General features: G+C 58.6%; 14 protein-coding genes and 1 tRNA gene. 7 read left to right on the top strand and 8 right to left on the bottom strand.

Going from position 1 to position 17,927, the window contains the following annotated elements; genetic code table 11:
• Positions 1 to 313: 313 nt before the first annotated feature.
• The gene (locus CFBP6623_RS09820) at positions 314 to 2,866 is read right to left on the bottom strand and encodes an HWE histidine kinase domain-containing protein (RefSeq protein ID WP_046798011.1); all 2,553 of its coding nucleotides are present in this window, start codon (positions 2,864 to 2,866) and stop codon (positions 314 to 316) included.
• A gap of 266 nt (positions 2,867 to 3,132) precedes the next feature.
• Here CFBP6623_RS09820 and CFBP6623_RS09815 point away from each other — a divergent pair, with 266 nt between their 5' ends.
• Positions 3,133 to 3,555, top strand: coding sequence for a secondary thiamine-phosphate synthase enzyme YjbQ (locus tag CFBP6623_RS09815; RefSeq protein ID WP_046798012.1), 423 nt, complete (start codon positions 3,133 to 3,135; stop codon positions 3,553 to 3,555).
• 149 nt (positions 3,556 to 3,704) lie between these two features.
• Positions 3,705 to 4,046: a hypothetical protein gene (locus CFBP6623_RS09810; RefSeq protein WP_046798013.1), complete on the top strand. Its 342-nt coding sequence runs from the start codon at positions 3,705 to 3,707 to the stop codon at positions 4,044 to 4,046.
• Between the two features lie 162 nt (positions 4,047 to 4,208).
• On the opposite strand, the gene CFBP6623_RS09805 is transcribed toward CFBP6623_RS09810, so the two are convergent.
• The gene (locus CFBP6623_RS09805) at positions 4,209 to 4,952 is read right to left on the bottom strand and encodes an SIMPL domain-containing protein (RefSeq protein ID WP_046798014.1); all 744 of its coding nucleotides are present in this window, start codon (positions 4,950 to 4,952) and stop codon (positions 4,209 to 4,211) included.
• 181 nt (positions 4,953 to 5,133) lie between these two features.
• Between CFBP6623_RS09805 and CFBP6623_RS09800 the strand changes: the two genes are divergently transcribed.
• Positions 5,134 to 5,209: transfer RNA gene (locus CFBP6623_RS09800), tRNA-Ile, on the top strand.
• A 160-nt stretch (positions 5,210 to 5,369) separates the two neighbouring features.
• Here the strand turns inward: CFBP6623_RS09800 and CFBP6623_RS09795 are convergent.
• Positions 5,370 to 5,744, bottom strand: coding sequence for a hypothetical protein (locus CFBP6623_RS09795; RefSeq protein ID WP_046798015.1), 375 nt, complete (start codon positions 5,742 to 5,744; stop codon positions 5,370 to 5,372).
• 217 nt (positions 5,745 to 5,961) lie between these two features.
• Complete coding sequence (locus CFBP6623_RS09790; RefSeq protein ID WP_046798016.1) at positions 5,962 to 6,594, bottom strand: outer membrane protein; 633 nt, start codon at positions 6,592 to 6,594, stop codon at positions 5,962 to 5,964.
• Positions 6,595 to 7,036: 442 nt separating this feature from the next.
• Here CFBP6623_RS09790 and CFBP6623_RS09785 point away from each other — a divergent pair, with 442 nt between their 5' ends.
• Positions 7,037 to 7,489, top strand: coding sequence for a hypothetical protein (locus CFBP6623_RS09785; RefSeq protein ID WP_046798017.1), 453 nt, complete (start codon positions 7,037 to 7,039; stop codon positions 7,487 to 7,489).
• Between the two features lie 210 nt (positions 7,490 to 7,699).
• Complete coding sequence (locus tag CFBP6623_RS09780) at positions 7,700 to 8,260, top strand: dual specificity protein phosphatase family protein (RefSeq protein ID WP_046798421.1); 561 nt, start codon at positions 7,700 to 7,702, stop codon at positions 8,258 to 8,260.
• A 133-nt stretch (positions 8,261 to 8,393) separates the two neighbouring features.
• Here the strand turns inward: CFBP6623_RS09780 and CFBP6623_RS09775 are convergent, their stop codons facing one another.
• Entirely contained in the window at positions 8,394 to 9,653 is a 1,260-nt protein-coding gene (locus tag CFBP6623_RS09775) for an AGE family epimerase/isomerase (RefSeq protein WP_167379139.1), read from the bottom strand.
• Positions 9,654 to 9,832: 179 nt separating this feature from the next.
• On the opposite strand from CFBP6623_RS09775, the gene metH reads away from it, so the two are divergent.
• Entirely contained in the window at positions 9,833 to 13,606 is a 3,774-nt protein-coding gene (metH, locus tag CFBP6623_RS09770; RefSeq protein ID WP_062654270.1) for a methionine synthase, read from the top strand.
• A 67-nt stretch (positions 13,607 to 13,673) separates the two neighbouring features.
• Here metH and CFBP6623_RS09765 read toward each other — a convergent pair whose 3' ends face one another.
• Both CFBP6623_RS09765 and CFBP6623_RS09760 read right to left on the bottom strand, forming a co-directional pair.
• Positions 13,674 to 15,005: an MFS transporter gene (locus CFBP6623_RS09765; protein WP_046798020.1), complete on the bottom strand. Its 1,332-nt coding sequence runs from the start codon at positions 15,003 to 15,005 to the stop codon at positions 13,674 to 13,676.
• A 79-nt stretch (positions 15,006 to 15,084) separates the two neighbouring features.
• Positions 15,085 to 15,861: an AAA family ATPase gene (locus CFBP6623_RS09760; protein WP_046798021.1), complete on the bottom strand. Its 777-nt coding sequence runs from the start codon at positions 15,859 to 15,861 to the stop codon at positions 15,085 to 15,087.
• A 330-nt stretch (positions 15,862 to 16,191) separates the two neighbouring features.
• Between CFBP6623_RS09760 and CFBP6623_RS09755 the strand changes: the two genes are divergently transcribed.
• Positions 16,192 to 16,836 carry a hypothetical protein gene (locus tag CFBP6623_RS09755; RefSeq protein ID WP_046798022.1) on the top strand — a complete coding sequence of 215 codons (645 nt, stop codon included), beginning with the start codon at positions 16,192 to 16,194 and terminating at the stop codon, positions 16,834 to 16,836.
• A 44-nt stretch (positions 16,837 to 16,880) separates the two neighbouring features.
• On the opposite strand, the gene CFBP6623_RS09750 is transcribed toward CFBP6623_RS09755, so the two are convergent.
• Positions 16,881 to 17,924 carry a zinc-dependent alcohol dehydrogenase family protein gene (locus tag CFBP6623_RS09750; protein WP_046798422.1) on the bottom strand — a complete coding sequence of 348 codons (1,044 nt, stop codon included), beginning with the start codon at positions 17,922 to 17,924 and terminating at the stop codon, positions 16,881 to 16,883.
• Positions 17,925 to 17,927: the final 3 nt, after the last annotated feature.

Raw genomic sequence — 17,927 nt, 5'->3', positions numbered from 1 at the left:
ATTCGAATAGGCTTTTAGGATTCCCGCCTTAACCGGACACCAAAGAAGAGCGGCGGCGTCAGATGGGAAGAAGAGTCGAGCCAATCGCGCCGACGTCATCCTCGGGCCTGTCCCGAGGATCTGCCAACGTATTGATTTCATTCGACGTGATTAGATCCTCGGCACAGGGCCGAGGATGACGTTGAGAGAATGCGCACCCTTCACGATTCACGGCAAGGGGACTGCAGCCTGCACGGAAATTCAAACCGGACAGTAGTGGGACAAGCCCGAGGATATCTTAGAGTACGGCGTCAACGTTCTCGAATAAACGGCGTTACACCCGCTCCGCATCCCCCACCAGAAGCCCGATGCCAGCCATCAGTGCATCCTCATCATAAGGCTTCCTGATCACCGGCACGTTGCCGAATTCGTCCGGCACCATGCTGCCATCCGCATAACCGGTGGCGAACAGGAAGGGGACGCCGCGGCGGTGGAGTTCACGGGCGACGGGGATCGAAGTGTCGGAACCGAGATTGATGTCGAGGATGGCGACGTCAGGCATGTAGCTCTTCAGCTTTTCGATCGCCATCGCCGATGAGGTTGCCGTTTCGATCGTCTTGATGCCGTTGTCTTCCAGCATGTTTTCGACATCCATGGCGATCAGCATCTGGTCTTCGACGAGCAATATCTTCAACGGTTCCTCCCGATTGTAACGTCTGGCCTGCGGCGCGATTTCTTCCTCGGTTTTTGCGGTGGAAGCCGCCGTGGCCGATGAAACGTGGCGGGAGGGCAGGACAATGTCCGCCTCCAGCCCGTCCGGCAAATATCGCATCGTGCTGCGTCCGCCGAGATCGTAAGGAATGCTGCGACTGATGAGCGCCGTGCCGAAACCGGCGCGCGACGGCGTCGGCAGCTTGGTCGGCAGGGTTTCACGCCATTGAATTTCGCAATCGCGGTTCTCGTTGACATCCCAGTGTACGTGCAATTGCCCGCCGGTCTGTGAAAGCGCACCGTATTTAGCGGCATTCGTCGCCAGTTCATGCAGAACCAGGGCCATGACGGAGAAAGCGCGCGAATCGAGCGTGATCTGCGGGCCTGCAAGTTTAACCGCCGTTTCCGGCGAACGATGCGGCGACAGTTCAGCTTCCAGCAGATCGCGCAACGCGCCACCGCCTTCACCGCGAATGATCTGGTCATGGGCGAATGACAGCGCCTGAATGCGACCCTTCAAGGCGGTGACATATTCCTGCAGCGTCTTACCCTCCTGCGAGGGATTGCCGACCAGCGATTTGATGATGGCCAGAACATTCTTGACGCGGTGATTAAGCTCCTCGTTCAGCATGCGCTGGCGCACTTCCGCGCGCTCCCTTTCGCCGGCCATCAGCTCGCTGTGATGGAAGGCGACCTCAACAAGCGCAATCCTGGCCGCTTCGGCAATTTCCCGGTCTGCCTCCGACCAGGGCTGCGCCTGCAGGCGAACGGTTTCTTTCCAGATTGCAAAGCTCTTGCGGGGGGTGAGACGGTCACCTAACGGCCCGGTCTCATAGGATTTTTCGGGATTGCCTGCCCAGTTCAGATTTTGCACGATCTCCTTGCGGAAAAACAGCAGGTAGTCGTTCTTGACCTGCGACAACGGAATGGCGAGCATCCCGGCGGCGGTGCCGGCATAGATTTCCGCTTCCGGTATGGCTTGCGACATGGCATGGGTGGCCCAGACCTTACCTTCCGAAGCCGAGGCGACAAAGCGCGCCAGCCGTGGAATGGCATCCTGTGGCGGCGTTGCGCCATGGCCGTGCCAGTTGTTGCCGACCCAGAGCCCGACGCCATCGCAGGGCATCAGATCGGCAAAATCCTGGAAACTGTCGATCAGCAATTCTTCGATGTTGGTGTGATGAGCGGCAAGCCGCAGGAAGCGGTCAAGTGCTGCATGGGCGTGGTTGACGGTATCGAGCCGGCGTTTCTGCTTCAGAACCTGCAAATGCATGGAGAAAAACTCTCCGAACATTTCGGCGGCGATCCTGACCGGCATTGTCAGCACGCGCGGAGAATAATGGTGACAGGCGATGAGGCCCCAGAGAGCACCATCGACAATCACCGAAATCGACATGGAAGCGCCGACACCCATGTTGCGAAGATATTCGCAATGGATGGGCGAGACGCTGCGCAGATGCGCGAAGGACAGATCGAGCGGTTCGCCGGAGGCATCGAAAGCAGGCAGGATGGCAACGCGCGCGCCGCTGGCATTGGAAATGATGCGCAGCGTGTTCTTGAGATAAAGCGCCCGGGCTTGCTGCGGTATGTCGCTGGCCGGAAAATATTGTCCGAGAAAGCTTTCCAGTTCCGGCTGCTTTGCCTCTGACACCACCTTGCCGGCCCCGTCATCCTCGAAACGGTAGATCATCACCCGGTCATAACCCAACGTCGCCTTTATCAGCCGGGTCGTTCTTGAAATCAGGCTTTCGACGCTGTCAGCCTCACGGATGCGATCCACCATCTTGCGCGCCGTGCCAAGCGGCTGCGTTTCGCTTTGCGATGGTTCGAACTCGATGATGGTGGTGGATTTGTAGCGGTGCAGAGCAATATCGAAGCTGCGGCCATCGCTCATCTGCATGTTGGGCAGCATGGCGGGGCGCGTGGTTCTGCCGGTTACAGTCAGCGCGTTGCGAAGATCGTGGACGAGGTCTTTCCCGAGCACCTCTTCGGCAGTCCTGCCGTTCAGATCGCCCTCAATGCCCAGAATGTCGCGGCAGTTTTCCGAATGACGCAGAACCATGCGCAGGGAATTGTCGCAGGCGATCAGACAGCCATGCGGTTGAATATAACCTGGAATGTGGATGGGTTCACGATCGCAATTGGTCAGGTCGACTTGATAGTCAGTGGATGCCATGAATACGTCTTTCGCACCCTGTGCCTGGCTTGGTACTTGTCTTGCGCTGAAAATATTCTGTTCGTCGAGGGACGGGGAAGCCTGAATAGTTCATTCTGATATTGCCAACCCTTCCCCGTTTTCTTGCAACCGTGACGCCGCTTTTCCGTTAGTTGTTACGGCCCGCCGTCACGTTATTGTTTTATCTCTACCCCCATCGGGTAGAATTTGACATGGCGTAACGTTTGCAACGCCGATTTTGTTCCAGCCTGTTTGAAAGAAAAAATGTGCCGCAGAAGACAATAACCATCGCCACCCATGGGCAGGGGCTCTACGAGTTTACATCCGAGGCCAAGGGTTTCGTGAGAGAGAGCGGCGTGGACGAAGGCTTGCTGACCGTCTTTGTGCGGCATACATCGTGCTCGCTGCTTATCCAGGAAAATGCCGATCCGGATGTCCGGCGCGATCTCTCGGTGTTCTTCTCCCGCCTCGTGCCGCCTTCGGACGATGCCTCGATGCGCTGGGTCACCCACACGCTGGAAGGCCCTGATGATATGCCTGCCCATATCAAATCGGCCCTGACCGCGGTTTCGATCGGCGTGCCGATCGGGCAGGGCAGGCTTGCGCTTGGCACCTGGCAGGGGATTTATCTTTTCGAGCACCGCGACCGGCCGCACCGCCGCGAAATCGTGCTGCATATTTCCGCCTGATCTTCCGTTAGGGAATGTGTGTTTTCCCGTTAATAACCATGAACCCCTGCTGAACATGCGGTTCTGTTAATATTCAGACGGGTGGGGCTAGGGTCTCGTCAATCGCTGAGGGACGTTCCCTGCCGGCGAAGAACAAATGGAGTGAGTTCATGTTCAACACCTTCGCAAAAGCCGGCCTTGCCGCTCTCATTGCCTTCGGCGGCATCTCCGCCACCGCTCCTGCGGCTTCGGCTGGCTCGGATGTTCAGTTCAGAGTTCAGGTTCAGGATGGCTATGGCCATGACAGAGGCCGCGGCTGGGGTCGTCCCGATCGCCCGCGCTTTGGTTGCTCGCCGCGCTTTGCGGAAGAAAAGGCAAGCCGCATGGGTCTTCGCCGTGCCCGCGTTGTTGATGTGTCGCCGCGCCGCGTTGTGGTTGCAGGCTTCGACCGTCGGGGCCGTGACCGCATCGTCTTCGCCAATGAGCGTGGCTGCCCGGTAATCCGCCGCTAAAGCGGACAATATCGATCCGGTGACATCCCCGTCCGCCGGATGGATAAAAAATGCCCCTCGCTTGTCCGGAAAGGCAGGCGAGGGGCATTTCTTTTTTTAAACCGGCCGATGACCGGATTAAAATGGGGGAGGCGACACGCAGGTGCCGCCCCTCCATTGTTCTTACTGGTCGAGGGCGAAGGTGACGTTGACCACAACGCTGTAATTGTTCTCACCCGAAGCGATCGGCACGCTGTCGGCTTCCTTCATCATCGAAGCGCGCATCGCGCCGGCTGGCATCGGCATCGGGCGCTGCGAGTTTTCGCTGATCTGGATGACGCGGCCGAGCTTCACGCCTGCCGCTTCCGTCAGCGTTTTTGCCTTGGCGATAGCATCGGCCACGGCCTGCTTGCGGGCCTCGGTAACAGTGGCTTCGGGCTTGTCATTGGTGAAGGTGATATCGCCGCCCTGATTGATACCAAGCTTGACGGAGGTATCGAGGATCGCGCCGAGCTTCTTCAGGTCGCGCACCCGCACGGTCAGGCCGTTGGAAACCTGATAACCGGTGATCTCAGGCGCAACATAAACGCCGTCCTTCGGCTCATAATGCTTGTAGAGCGGCTGTACCGAGAAATTGCTGGTCTGCAGATCCCGGTCTTCGATGGCGGCTTCTTTCAGCGCTTTCAGAACATCGGCGAGCGCCTTGGAATTCTCCGTGAGCGCGGCAGCTGCCGTCTCCGCCTGCTTGACGACGCTGAAGGAAAGGATCGCCATATCAGGGGCAATGGCCGCCTGGCCTTCGCCGGAAACACTGATGGTGGCTTCGCGCGGGTTGGCGTCCTGCGCAAGCACCTGGCTGGCCAGCGGCACCATTGCTGCTGCGGTCAAAGCGGTGAGTGCGAAGAGGCGGGCCTTTTTTGTCGTCATGGTGTTTCCTCGTTGATTGTGTCCCTTTGCAGGGTATTGCCTTAGATTGTGTAGCTAATACGGCGGCGCTGCCTTGCGGAAGCATCAATGGCTTGTCGGGCTATAAAAATTACGTTAGAGCGTGACCCACCGGATTCGAACCATTGCGAAACCGGTATTTCGGATCACCTTGTTCCGATAAGGGCCTGTAGCTCAATGGTTAGAGCCGGCGGCTCATAACCGCTTGGTTGGGAGTTCGAGTCTCTCCAGGCCCACCATTTTCTTTCATATTTCCAATGAACTGGCGATATTCCGCAGGGGCGAATCGATATTTCGTTGATCATCGCCATCTTCGGCACTTTTGGCTCCTTACAACAAAAAATCCGACCAGCCATTCAGACTGATCGGATCATCCGTTGTGAATTTTTGGCCATGCGGTCAGTTACAGACCCGCATGCTTTCGGTGTGCCAGCCGCCGTCATAGGAATTGGGAACGCGGCGGTCTTCGAACCAGCAGCGCGGGCGGGGCGGCGGCGGGGGTTCGTAGTAGCGGGGGGCGTTGTTGTTGCCGTTGGCGATGGCGCCACCGATCAGGCCGCCGATGACGCCTGCGGCAAGGCCACCGGCGATTGCTGCGCCGTCATTGTGGCGGCGATGTTCGCGGTAGGGCGGCGGGGGTGGGCCGCCACGGTCATAACCACGGTCGTAGCGCGGACGATAGGGATAATCCTGCGCGGCAGCGGTGCCGTAGGATGCGAAGACGCTGCCGGTGGCGACCAGCGCGGCAAGGGTGGAAAGAATGATCTTTTTCATCGGGGGCTACTCCATAAGCCTGCCTTGGGAGATAGAGGCTCATTATGCCCGCATGATGGCACGGGTCTGCTGAACGGTTTGTGAATGTTTCGTTGTTGAGGGGTTCATGTTTTTGGCATCGCTAAAGTCGGCAGGTTGAGGCGGACATTGTTCTTTTGGCCAAGAAAAAGCCCGGCGAAGGGCCGGGCTTATTCATGCTGAAGCTGGTTGGGCAGGATCAGAATTTCACGCCGAGACCCACCTTGACGGTGTGCTGGTCGAAATCGGTATTGACGCCGAAAATGTCCTTGTCGCCATAATCGTTGTAGCGATATTCCAGCCGGCCGAACACATTGTCGGTGAAGGCGTAGTCGAGACCCGCGCCAATGGTGTAGCCGTTGAACGTGGTGCTGTCCTTGCCGGCGCCGGGGGTTTCGATGAAACCACGTGTGGCTGTCCAGCCGGCAGTGCCGTAGAGCAGGGCGCGGTCGAAGGCATAACCGACGCGGCCGCGGACGGAGCCCTGCCAGTCGGTGCCGATCTGCACGCCGGCATAGTCATTGTCATTCCAGTTATAATCGACATCACCTTCGATGCCGACGACGAAATTATTATCGAACTGGTAATTGTAACCGGCAAAGGCACCCAGAATGCCGCCATCGAAATTATCCGAAGCGACGGGACCGCCAGCCGAAAAATCGCCATTTGCCCAGCCCGCGCCGCCTTGAATACCAAGATAGGGGCCAGACCAGGTGAAGACCGGCAGGGTTTCCTGCGCGACCGGAGGTGCCGGCGTTTCGTAGACGGCATCCGCGGCCATTGCGGTGCTGGCCGAAAGGGCCAGAAGTGACGTTACGATCAACGTTTTCATCGTTATTCTCCCTGAGCTACTGTCGTCTATAGCATATATTAGTCGCATTTAATATGGTCTCGGGCCTGGCAGTTCCAAGAGGCGCTGTGTCCTCCGGTGTTCTTGACTGTCGTGCCCGGATCGCGGCGTTTTTTCTCGCCCCGCCATGCTGTTGTGATGCGGCGAACGTCTTCAGCGGTGTTTGGTTCCCTTTGTCTTTCCGTCAGCGGGCCGGCGAACTGGCTGTCCGGTGTCACGCTTGGTTGTCTTGACAGCGGGGGGCACGACCATAGAGTTGTGCCTGTCCGTGGCAGGACCGCCGCTTCGGCGCTCCAGCCGCTTCACATCGGAAAGGATGTGGTGAGCGGTTGAACCGTTGTTGTCACGCCGGGTCGCCATGGACGGAAATGGGTAAGGGAGGGCAGGATCGCATGCGGGTTTGTTTTTATGAGGGAGGGGCGACGTGATCGTCGGAGCCGTTCTCAGTGCCGTTCTTCTTCTGACCCTCATCGCATTTCCGCGGCATCTCAAACCCGTCGTCATCTGCCTGCTGCTGATCTGGGGGGCGACCGCTGCCTTTGTCATTTATGACTGGTGGCGCGGCAGCCAGCGGCTCGGCCATGTCATTGCGACAGCCAGTTTCGATGCCGCCTGCCCGGATCCGGCTTTGCCCATTCGCGTCAGTTTCCGCAACGACAACAATGTCGCGGTACAGCGCCTGACCTATACGCTCGAAGGGTTCGAGCCCGCCTTTCGCGCTTCCGTCGCCTTTGATCCCTATCAGGTCAGCGAAAGGCGCATCGAGGCGGGGGAGACTTTCGCCGCATGCCGCGCTTTCCGGTTGCGCAACAACGAAAGAGTGGAACCCCAACGGCTGGAATGGCGCGTTACCGTTATTTCGGCTGAGTTTGATTGAACCGCCGGTCGCGGGTGCGGCCATCACGGCATTTTGAAAACTCCACCTCTGCCGCGCAGCGGCGTGAAAACCCTTGCGGTGCAGCGGATCTGTGCGGGCCATCAGCCGATTGCCTGCCAAGCGGCTGCCTGTTTGGCCGGTGGCGGACTTGTTTTTGCCGGTTTGCAATGCCATCTCGCCACCGTCCGATGAATGTCGCGGGTTGATGTTTTGCGTATTATTTTGAAGTTTCTGAAAATCACGGCCATCGGCCTTGTCGGCCTGCCGGTTCTGGCGGGCGCACATATGGGTATCGGCCAGCTGACCGGAAATTTTCACGAGGTCATCCCCGGCGAACTTTATCGTTCAGCCCAGCCGAGCGGGAAGGATATCGCAACCTATGCAAAGGCTTACGGCATAAAGACCATCATCAACCTGCGCGATGAAAAGCGCGAGGGCTGGTATGACGCCGAAAGCCAGGCGGCGAAGAAAAACGGTATCCGGCTGGTCGATTTTCCGATGAGTTCAAGCGAAAAGCTTTCGCCGCAAGATGCGGAAACGCTGGTGGCCGTGCTGCAGAATGCGGAAAAACCCATCCTCATCCATTGCGAACATGGCGCCAACCGCACGGGGCTTGCCTCGGCAATCTATGTGGGAGCCGTGGCCGGCAAGGGCGAGGCGGCGGCCGAATTCCAGCTCTCGCCCTATTACGGGCATGTGCCGATCCCGGGGATCGGCCGATATGAGATGTATCAGTCCTGGGATGATTTCGAGGAAACCATCGGGTTTTGAGGGTTGCTTTATACGCGACGTCATCCTCGGCCCTGTGCCGAGGATCTAACCACGTTGCGTCCGGCAGATAGGTTGCAGATGCTCGGGACAAGCCCGAGCATGACGGCAGAAGGGCTATTGGCCGCAACGCGCCTCAATAATCACCGCCGGTTTCCGCAATCACCTTCGTCAGGCTTCCCGTGGCCGGGAAAAGCGGGATGAGGCAGGCCTGAAGCGCGTGGTAGATATCGCCCTTGCCGGGGAACAATGTATGCGCCGGAACCAGATTTTCCGTCAGTTCCTCGTGCCAGCCGCCATTGTCATGGTCGATGAAGTTGTTGGAGATGGTGCTCCAGATGCGGCGATAGCTGTCTTCGTAAAAGGGGTCCGCCGGCAGGTTTTCGTTCAGGAAGTGGGCAGCACCCGCCGCCTCGCACATCGGCCACCAGAGCTTTGCCGTCTTGTCCGGATTGTCGTCCCAGTCGAGCGTGTAAAAGAAGCCGCCCTTTTCCCGGTCCCAGCCGAGCGCCATGGATTGCACGAATAGCGATTTTGCGGCCACCGGCATCCAGTCGTGGCGGCGCTCGCCCAGCACCCATAATTGCAGGATGAGACGTGCCCATTCCAGCCAGTGGCCGGGGGTGGAGCCGGAGGGGCGGAACATTTCGTTGCCGCGATACTCCTTGTCCAGCGTCCAGCTCTCGTCGAAATGCTCCGGCACGCGGAAGTCCAGTTCGCCGGCGCGGCGGCGGATGACGAGATCGGCGATGCGTTCGGCCTTGCTGAGATAGTTGCTGTCGCCTGTCGCCTCATAAGCGGCCATCAGCGCTTCGGTCAGGTGCATGTTGGAATTCTGGCCGCGATAATTATCGATGGGCGACCAGTCGCGGTTGAATTCCTCGGCGATGGCGCCGTGTTTTTCTTCCCAGAAGCGGGTTTCCAGCACCTCGGTAATATCGGCCAGCATCCGGTCGGCCAGCGGATGCCCGACGGTCTTGGCGGAAGAGGCGGCCAGAAGCACGAAGGCATGGCCGTAACCCTGCTTGGTGGCGTCCACCGGGCCGGCATCGTTCACCTGCCAGAAATAACCGCCATGCTCACTGTCACGGTGTTTGTTCCAGAGATAGGTCATGCCGTGGTCGACGATATCGCCGCAGCCCGGCCGGCCGAGCAGATGGCCGATGGAGAAGCAATGCACCATGCGGGCCGAGGCGTGGATGCCGCGCACGGGGTCATTTTTCTGCAGCGGCGCGCCCTTGGGATCGAGGTCGAAAAAGCCGCCGGCGGAATTCACGGCGCGATACTGGAAGAAATCGAAAAGTCCTTCGGCCTGTTTCACCAGCCATTGGCGGTGCCAGGGAAGGGTGTTCCAGTTGCGGCTGTTGTGATCTTCCTCGGGCATTTCGTCCTCCATGCGGTTTGCTGCCTTGGCTTATATCCTTGCCGTATAAACCTGTCATCTGTCAGTGAAATTTCGTAGTCTGCCGCAACGACGCAAAGCTATGCCTGTCCCTTGAAGATATATTGACATAAACATATCTTTATGTGACTTGACGGCTTGCGATCTTGCAAATCGAAATGAGGAGTGTGCCCGTGTTTGACGACCTGTTTGGCCCTGAAGGGGCAAAGCGCGACGGCGCGGAAATTTTCAAGGCGCTGCGCGAGGCCGCAAGCGAACGCATCCTCATTCTCGATGGCGCCATGGGCACGCAGATCCAGGGGCTGGGTTTTGACGAAGACCATTTCCGTGGCGACCGTTTTATCGGCTGTGCCTGTCACCAGAAGGGCAATAACGACCTTCTGATCCTGACCCAGCCGGATGCCATCGAGGAAATCCATTACCGTTACGCCATGGCGGGTGCGGATATTCTCGAAACCAACACGTTTTCGTCGACGCGCATTGCGCAGGCCGATTACGAGATGGAAAATGCCGTCTACGACCTCAACCGCGAGGGTGCAGCGATTGTCCGCCGTGCCGCCCAGCGCGCCGAGCGCGAAGATGGCCGCCGTCGTTTCGTGGCGGGCGCCATCGGCCCCACCAACCGCACGGCCTCCATTTCGCCTGACGTCAACAATCCCGGTTATCGTGCCGTCAGTTTCGACGACCTGCGTATCGCTTATGGCGAGCAGATCGACGGTCTGATCGACGGCGGGGCCGATATCATCCTGATCGAGACGATCTTCGATACGCTGAACGCCAAGGCGGCGATCTTTGCCTGCGAGGAGCGTTTCGAGGCCAAGGGCATCCGCCTGCCGGTCATGATCTCGGGCACGATCACCGACCTTTCCGGCCGCACGCTTTCCGGCCAGACGCCGTCCGCGTTCTGGAACTCGGTGCGCCACTCAAACCCCTTCACCATCGGCCTGAACTGCGCACTGGGTGCGGATGCCATGCGTCCGCATCTGCAGGAACTGTCCGACGTGGCCGATACCTTCGTCTGCGCCTATCCCAATGCCGGCCTGCCGAATGAATTCGGCCAGTACGACGAAACGCCTGAGATGATGGCGCGTCAGGTGGAAGGCTTTGTCCGCGATGGTCTCGTCAACATCGTCGGCGGCTGCTGCGGTTCCACGCCGGAGCATATCCGAGCGATTGCGGAGGCTGTCAAAGGTTACAAGCCGCGCGAAATTCCCGAGCACAAGCCCTTCATGTCGCTTTCGGGCCTCGAGCCTTTCGTGCTGACCAAGGATATTCCCTTCGTCAATGTCGGCGAGCGCACCAACGTTACCGGCTCGGCCCGCTTCCGCAAGCTCATCACCGCCGGTGATTATACGGCGGCGCTGGCTGTTGCCCGCGATCAGGTTGAAAACGGCGCGCAGATCATCGACATCAACATGGATGAGGGCCTGATCGATTCTGAAAAGGCGATGGTGGAATTCCTGAACCTCATCGCCGCCGAGCCTGATATCGCCCGTGTGCCTGTGATGATCGACAGCTCCAAGTTCGAGATCATCGAGGCTGGCCTGAAATGCGTGCAGGGCAAATCGATCGTCAATTCCATTTCGCTGAAGGAAGGCGAGGAGAAGTTTCTCCAGCAGGCGCGGCTCGTCCATAATTACGGTGCGGCGGTCGTGGTCATGGCCTTTGACGAGGTCGGGCAGGCGGATACCTATCAGCGCAAGGTGGAAATCTGCTCACGCGCCTACAAGCTGCTGACCGAAAAGGCCGGCCTGTCACCGGAAGACATCATTTTCGACCCGAATGTGTTCGCCGTGGCGACGGGTATCGAAGAGCATAATAATTACGGCGTGGACTTCATCGAGGCCACCAAGACCATCCGCGAAACCATGCCGCTGACGCATATTTCCGGCGGTGTTTCCAACCTGTCCTTCTCCTTCCGCGGCAACGAGCCGGTGCGTGAGGCGATGCATGCCGTGTTCCTCTACCATGCTATTCAGGTCGGCATGGATATGGGCATCGTCAATGCCGGGCAGCTTGCTGTCTATGACAATATCGATGCCGAACTGCGCGAGGCCTGTGAGGATGTGGTGCTGAACCGCCGCGATGATGCGACGGAGCGCCTGCTTGAAGTGGCGGAGCGTTTCCGTGGCACGGGCGCCAAGGACACCAAGGTACAGGATCTTTCCTGGCGCGAGCTTGCCGTCGAGAAGCGGCTGGAACATGCGCTGGTCAACGGCATCACCGAATACATCGAGGCCGATACGGAAGAGGCACGCCAGAAGGCTGCCCGTCCGCTGCACGTCATTGAAGGGCCGCTGATGGCCGGCATGAACGTGGTCGGCGACCTGTTCGGCTCGGGCAAGATGTTCCTGCCGCAGGTGGTGAAATCCGCCCGCGTGATGAAGCAGGCGGTTGCCGTTCTACTTCCCTACATGGAAGAGGAAAAGCGCCTGAATGGCGGCTCCGAGCGCAGTGCCGCCGGCAAGGTGCTGATGGCGACCGTGAAGGGCGACGTACACGATATCGGCAAGAACATCGTCGGTGTCGTGCTGGCCTGCAACAATTACGAGATCATCGATCTCGGCGTCATGGTGCCGACGACGAAAATTCTTGAAACGGCGATTGCCGAAAAGGTGGATGTGATTGGCCTTTCCGGTCTTATCACGCCCTCTTTGGACGAAATGGTGCATGTGGCCGCCGAAATGGAGCGGCAGGGTTTTGACATTCCGCTCTTGATCGGCGGCGCGACGACCAGCCGGGTGCATACGGCGGTGAAAATCCATCCGCGTTACGAGGCGGGGCAGGCGATCTATGTGACCGACGCCTCGCGTGCGGTGGGTGTTGTCTCGGCGCTTCTCTCCGCCGAGCAGAAGCCTGCTTATATCGATGGTATTCGCAGCGAATATGCCAAGGTGGCGGAAGCCCATGCCCGCAACGAGCGCGAAAAGCAGCGTCTGCCGCTTTCCCGCGCCCGTGAGAATGCGCACAAGATCGACTGGTCGAGCTACAGCGCCGTCAAGCCGCAATTCTTCGGCACCAAGGTGTTTGAGACCTATGATCTGGAGGAGCTTTCCCGTTACATCGACTGGACGCCGTTCTTCCAGACCTGGGAATTGAAGGGCCGTTTCCCGGCGATCCTTGAAGACGAAAAGCAGGGCGAAGCGGCGCGGCAGCTTTATGCCGATGCACAGGCGATGCTTGCGAAGATCATTGAGGAAAAGTGGTTCCGGCCGCGGGCGGTGATCGGCTTCTGGCCAGCCAATACGGTGGGCGACGATATCCGGCTGTTCACGGATGAAAGCCGCGGCGAAGAACTCGCCACATTCTTCACGCTGCGCCAACAGCTTTCCAAGCGCGATGGACGCCCGAATGTGGCGCTGTCGGATTTCGTGGCACCTGTCGATAGCGGCGTTGCCGATTATGTCGGTGGCTTCGTGGTGACGGCAGGTATCGAGGAAGTGGCGATTGCCGAGCGCTTCGAGCGGGCGAATGACGATTATTCGTCAATCCTCGTCAAGGCGCTGGCCGACCGTTTCGCCGAAGCCTTTGCCGAGCGCATGCATGAGCGGGTGCGCAAGGAATTCTGGGGTTATGCACCGGAAGAGGCTTTTGCCGGCGATGAACTGATTGGTGAAGCCTATGCCGGTATCCGCCCTGCACCCGGCTATCCGGCGCAGCCTGACCATACCGAAAAGAAGACGCTGTTTGCCCTGCTCGACGCCACCAATGCGGCGGGTGTGGAACTGACGGAAAGCTATGCCATGTGGCCGGGGTCCTCCGTCTCCGGCATCTATATCGGCCATCCCGAGAGCTATTATTTCGGTGTCGCCAAGGTGGAGCGGGATCAGGTTCTCGACTATTCGCGCCGCAAGGATATGCCGGTCACAGAGGTGGAGCGCTGGCTCGGGCCGGTACTCAACTACGTGCCGACAAATGGCGCGGAGGAAATAGACAGCGCGGCGTGATGTTTCGGGCGTTGCTGCAATAAAAAAGCGCGGGTTCTGCCCGCGCTTTTTTTGTTGGCCGTTAAGCTTACGACCTCAACGCCGCCAGTTCTTCTATGCCGACATGGCTCTCGACCTCGCTGCCGCGCAGATAAAGGTAAAGGCCGATGCAGAAGGCGAGGACGGCTATGAACACCAGATACCAGGCATGCGCCATGGGATTGACGGCAAGTGCCGTGGTCACGCCAATCGGTGTCAATCCACCGAAGACGGCATAGGAGACGTTATAGGCGAAGGAGAGGCCGGAGAAGCGGACCGATGCCGGGAAGGCACGCACCATGACATAGGGCACGGCTCCCGCCATGCCGACCGAAAGGCCCATGACGCCGTAGAGAATGAACATGGTTTCAAGCGACGCGCCAGCGTAGCTGTAGAAGGTGAAGGTGGCGATGCCGAAGAAGATGCTTGCCGCCATGAAGAAGATGCCGGAGCCGACGCGGTCGATGAGCGCGCCGGCAATGATGACGCCGAAGATCAGGAACAGCGTGCCGAAGCTGGTGCCCGCGAGCGCCTGCGTCGGGGTGTAGCCATAAAGCTTTTGCAGGAATGTGGCTGTCATCAGCGTCGTCACGACGATGGCGGCCGACAGAACCCAGGTCAGCAGGGCGGAAATGATGACACCACGCATATGATGTTTCAGCACCAGCCCAAGCGGCAGCTTGTCCGTCAGTGATTTCGATTTTTTCATCTCGTTGAAGATCGGCGTCTCTTCCAGCCAGCGGCGCAAATAGACGGCGATCAGGCCGAAGATGCCGCCGAGCAGGAAGGGAATGCGCCAGGCATAAGCCGCCACATCTTCTGCCGAGAACAGGGAATTGATGGCAAAGGCGATCAACGAGCCCAGCATGATGCCAAAGGAAAGACCCGATGTGAGGAAACCGCAGGCAAGCCCGACGCGGCGGAAGGGCACGTGTTCGGCAACGAAGGTCCAGGCGCCCGGCACTTCACCGCCGATGGCCGCGCCCTGCAGCATGCGCAGGATGATGAGCAGGATGGGAGCGGCGACGCCGATGGTGGCATAGGTCGGCATCAGCGCCATGCCGAGGGTGGAGAGCGCCATCAGGAGGATGGAGAAGGCAAAGACGCGCTTGCGGCCATAACGGTCGCCATAATGCGCCAGAACGATGCCGCCGAGCGGTCGCACCAGATAACCGGCGGCAAAGATGCCGAAGGTCTGGATCATCACCAGCCAGTCCGGCATTTCCGGCGGGAAGAACAGATGGCCAATGACGGTGGCGAAAAACACGAAAATGATGAAATCGTAAAATTCGAGCGCGCCGCCGAGGGCCGAAAGGCCAAGAGTTCTGTAATCCTGGCTGTTCAGGGGCCGGGCAGCTGCCGGTGTGTTGGTGGGAGACATAGGCCTGCTTCTTTTTCTAATTCACATGTTGCTAATGGGCATGCTGCAAGAGAAGTGGGATTTCAAGCTTTATCGGCTCTCAATCGCTTATGAATTTTGATGGACGATCGAGAAAGCGCCGCAGGAAAGTGATGTTCTCCAGCTCGTCATAGAGGCGTTCGGTGATGCCGTTCTCATCGAAATAATAGATCGTCGCTTCGGGAATGGCCAAAAGCACGGGTGAATGGGTGGCGATGATCAGCTGCCCGCCACTGTCGGCGGCGTGGCGGATGATGGCCGCAAGATCCAGCTGTTTTTGCGGTGAAAGCGGGCTTTCCGGTTCGTCGAGGAAATAGAGGCCGGCGCCATGCACCCGCTGTTGCATGATATCGAGAAATCCTTCGCCATGCGACCGCCGGTCGATGGTGTTGTTCCTCACGATCCTGCGAAAGGTCTCCGGGGTTTCTTCCGGAAAGTCCTCGCCTTTTTTCAGGGCTTTTTCCCGCTCCCAGCGAAAATCGTCCAGCGTCTCTTCATTCAGCCGGCGGATATAGCCAAGCACATCTTCGGCGCGCATGAACATGCGGATTTTCGGATATTTCTTGCGGGCGAAATAAAAGGCCTTAGAGACTGTCTCGGCATGCTGAAGGTACAGATCGCCCGAAACCTGGCCGTGGTTGCCGATGGCATAGGCCGTCATTCCGGCCGCCAATCCTTCCAGAAGCGTTGATTTACCGGAGCCGTTATTGCCGGCAAAAAAAGTGATCGGCGTCTTGAATTCCAGGCGTTCCAGCTGGCGTAGCGCCGGAACCGAGAAAGGATAGTCGTCCCGTCCGCCCGGCGTTTCTTTCATGGTTACGCTATCGAGAAACAGCATGTCACGGTCCTTGCATCTAATCCGTCATGTTTGCCGACGTTGCGCTCTGTCGCATCATCGCGGCCCTGGTCTCAAAGCAATTGCGTGTGATTGCGGCTTAACGTGGGGCCCTATGTGCGCAATGGTTTGCAGTGTTGGCGGAATACGCCATGCCGCCTCTTTAGAAAACAATACTATTATAACTTAGATAATATATATAAAGTAATAATTTTGTATAATTTAGGAACTTATAATAAATGTCTTAACCTTAGGATGTTACTTTAAGTATAAATCTTAAATTAATTCAGTAATGCCAGTTATCGTCATTCTCGTTGTTATTGGAGAGAGTGAATGAAGCATGTTGCGCTTTTTTCGGTTGCGGTTCTATTTTCTGCGTTATTCGTGAGCGAAGCTGAGGCGCGAAGGTCTCGGTTTTTTGTCATCCCCGGATTTGGCGGCGGCGAGACGGTCGATCTCGTTTACGATCTGCCGGACAACGAGCCTTTTCTTCGCGACGGGGAAGCATTCGACGTTGGCTATCTCAACAGCGGGGATAGGAGCGGTTATGTGCTGTATCGTGGAGAGCGGTACAGCAAGCTCAGCGATGCGGACATCGCCAGGCTGAAGGCGACGCTTGGTTTTGATCCGACGACAAAAGACCGCATGGAGCGGGCGGCGAGGGGCAGCGACGCGCCCTGGAACCTCGTGATTATCATAGCGGTCGGAATTGTTGGTATCTTTGTGCTTGTTCACAAGGGCATGCAGGTCGTGCGGTGGATTTCGCGATTGGCGACGACCTCCGCAGTTGCGGGAAGTAAGCAACAGCAGGAGGAGGATGCCCCCGACCCGCTGGAGGTCCGCAAGAAACAGCTGATAAACCGTCAATGGACCGATAGCCAGACCGATCACGCGGCGCATATCCCGGCAGCATCGCCGGCCCATGCGTCTGCCCCGGGAGCGGCTCCGGTCCGGGCATTCGGGCGCAGGGGTGCCTGAACCGGACGCAATTTGCGAATCTCAGGTGGTTGCGGGAGCCTGCACTATTCGAACCGGTCGATGATGCTGATGCCGCTTTCTTGGAAACTGTCCATGGCGGGCAGGGCCGTGATGGCGTCGGAGAGGGTGATGTGGCGGCCGATCAGTTTTTCCGGTGCAAGCTTGCCGCTTTCGATCATGGCCAGCATGTCTTCATAACGCCATGCCTGCATGCCGTGGCTGCCGTAAATCTCCAGCTCGTGGGCGATGACCCGAGCCATGGGAATGGCGGGCATGGCGTGATCGGCCAACATGAGGCCAACCTGAACATGGCGTCCGCGCCGGCGCAGATTGCTGATGGAATTGCAGCAGGTCTGCGGATGACCGAGGGCGTCGATTGACACATGCGCGCCGCCGCCCGTCACCTCGCGCACCGCTTCCGAAACATCGGCGACCGATCGGCTGTTGATGGTGGCCGTCGCGCCGAGCTGGCGGGCGAGTTCGAGCTTGTCTTCGGCAATGTCGATGGCGACAACCTGCGCGCCAAGGCCCGCGCCGATCATGATGGCGGAGAGGCCGACGCCACCACAACCATGCACCGCCAGCCATTCGCCACCCTTCAGGCGCCCCTGATCGGTCACGGCGCGGAAGGAGGTGGCGAAACGGCAGCCGAGGCCGGCAGCGGTGGCGTAGCTCATCGTATCAGGCAGATGCACGAGGTTCTGGTCGGCATAATCGATGGCGACATATTCGGCAAACGAACCCCAATGGGTGAAGCCCGGCTGGAACTGCGCCTCGCAGACCTGCTGGTTGCCGGAGCGGCATTCATGGCAGTGGCCGCAGCCGGAAACGAAAGGCACCGTAACACGGTCGCCTGTCTTGAAACGGGTGACGTTCTTGCCGACCGCGGCGATGACACCGGCGAATTCGTGGCCTGGAACATGCGGCAGGCGAATATCCGTGTCATGCCCCATCCAGCCATGCCAGTCGCTGCGGCAGAGGCCTGTCGCTTTTACCTCGATGACCACGCCACCATCGGTTGGCTCCGGATCGGGCAGGGATGCGACGACAGGGGTTTCGCCAAATCGTTCGTAAAAAAGCGCGCGCATCAT

Origin of the sequence: Agrobacterium tumefaciens (assembly GCF_005221385.1) — a bacterium.
Taxonomy (GTDB): domain Bacteria; phylum Pseudomonadota; class Alphaproteobacteria; order Rhizobiales; family Rhizobiaceae; genus Agrobacterium; species Agrobacterium tomkonis.
The sequence above is the reverse complement of the archived record's forward strand: the minus strand, read 5'-3'. Positions and strand labels throughout refer to the sequence as shown.

What these genes read in the sequence shown, in the direction of transcription:
- CFBP6623_RS09775 (WP_167379139.1), bottom strand. Translation starts at nt 9,653, where the DNA reads ATGGAGGACGAAATGCCCGAGGAAGATCACAACAGCCGCAACTGGAAC.
- CFBP6623_RS09765 (WP_046798020.1), bottom strand. Translation starts at nt 15,005, where the DNA reads ATGTCTCCCACCAACACACCGGCAGCTGCCCGGCCCCTGAACAGCCAG.
- CFBP6623_RS09790 (WP_046798016.1), bottom strand. Translation starts at nt 6,594, where the DNA reads ATGAAAACGTTGATCGTAACGTCACTTCTGGCCCTTTCGGCCAGCACC.
- CFBP6623_RS09795 (WP_046798015.1), bottom strand. Translation starts at nt 5,744, where the DNA reads ATGAAAAAGATCATTCTTTCCACCCTTGCCGCGCTGGTCGCCACCGGC.
- CFBP6623_RS09820 (WP_046798011.1), bottom strand. Translation starts at nt 2,866, where the DNA reads ATGGCATCCACTGACTATCAAGTCGACCTGACCAATTGCGATCGTGAA.
- CFBP6623_RS09760 (WP_046798021.1), bottom strand. Translation starts at nt 15,861, where the DNA reads ATGCTGTTTCTCGATAGCGTAACCATGAAAGAAACGCCGGGCGGACGG.
- CFBP6623_RS09805 (WP_046798014.1), bottom strand. Translation starts at nt 4,952, where the DNA reads ATGACGACAAAAAAGGCCCGCCTCTTCGCACTCACCGCTTTGACCGCA.
- CFBP6623_RS09810 (WP_046798013.1), top strand. Translation starts at nt 3,705, where the DNA reads ATGTTCAACACCTTCGCAAAAGCCGGCCTTGCCGCTCTCATTGCCTTC.
- CFBP6623_RS09750 (WP_046798422.1), bottom strand. Translation starts at nt 17,924, where the DNA reads ATGCGCGCGCTTTTTTACGAACGATTTGGCGAAACCCCTGTCGTCGCA.
- CFBP6623_RS09755 (WP_046798022.1), top strand. Translation starts at nt 16,192, where the DNA reads ATGAAGCATGTTGCGCTTTTTTCGGTTGCGGTTCTATTTTCTGCGTTA.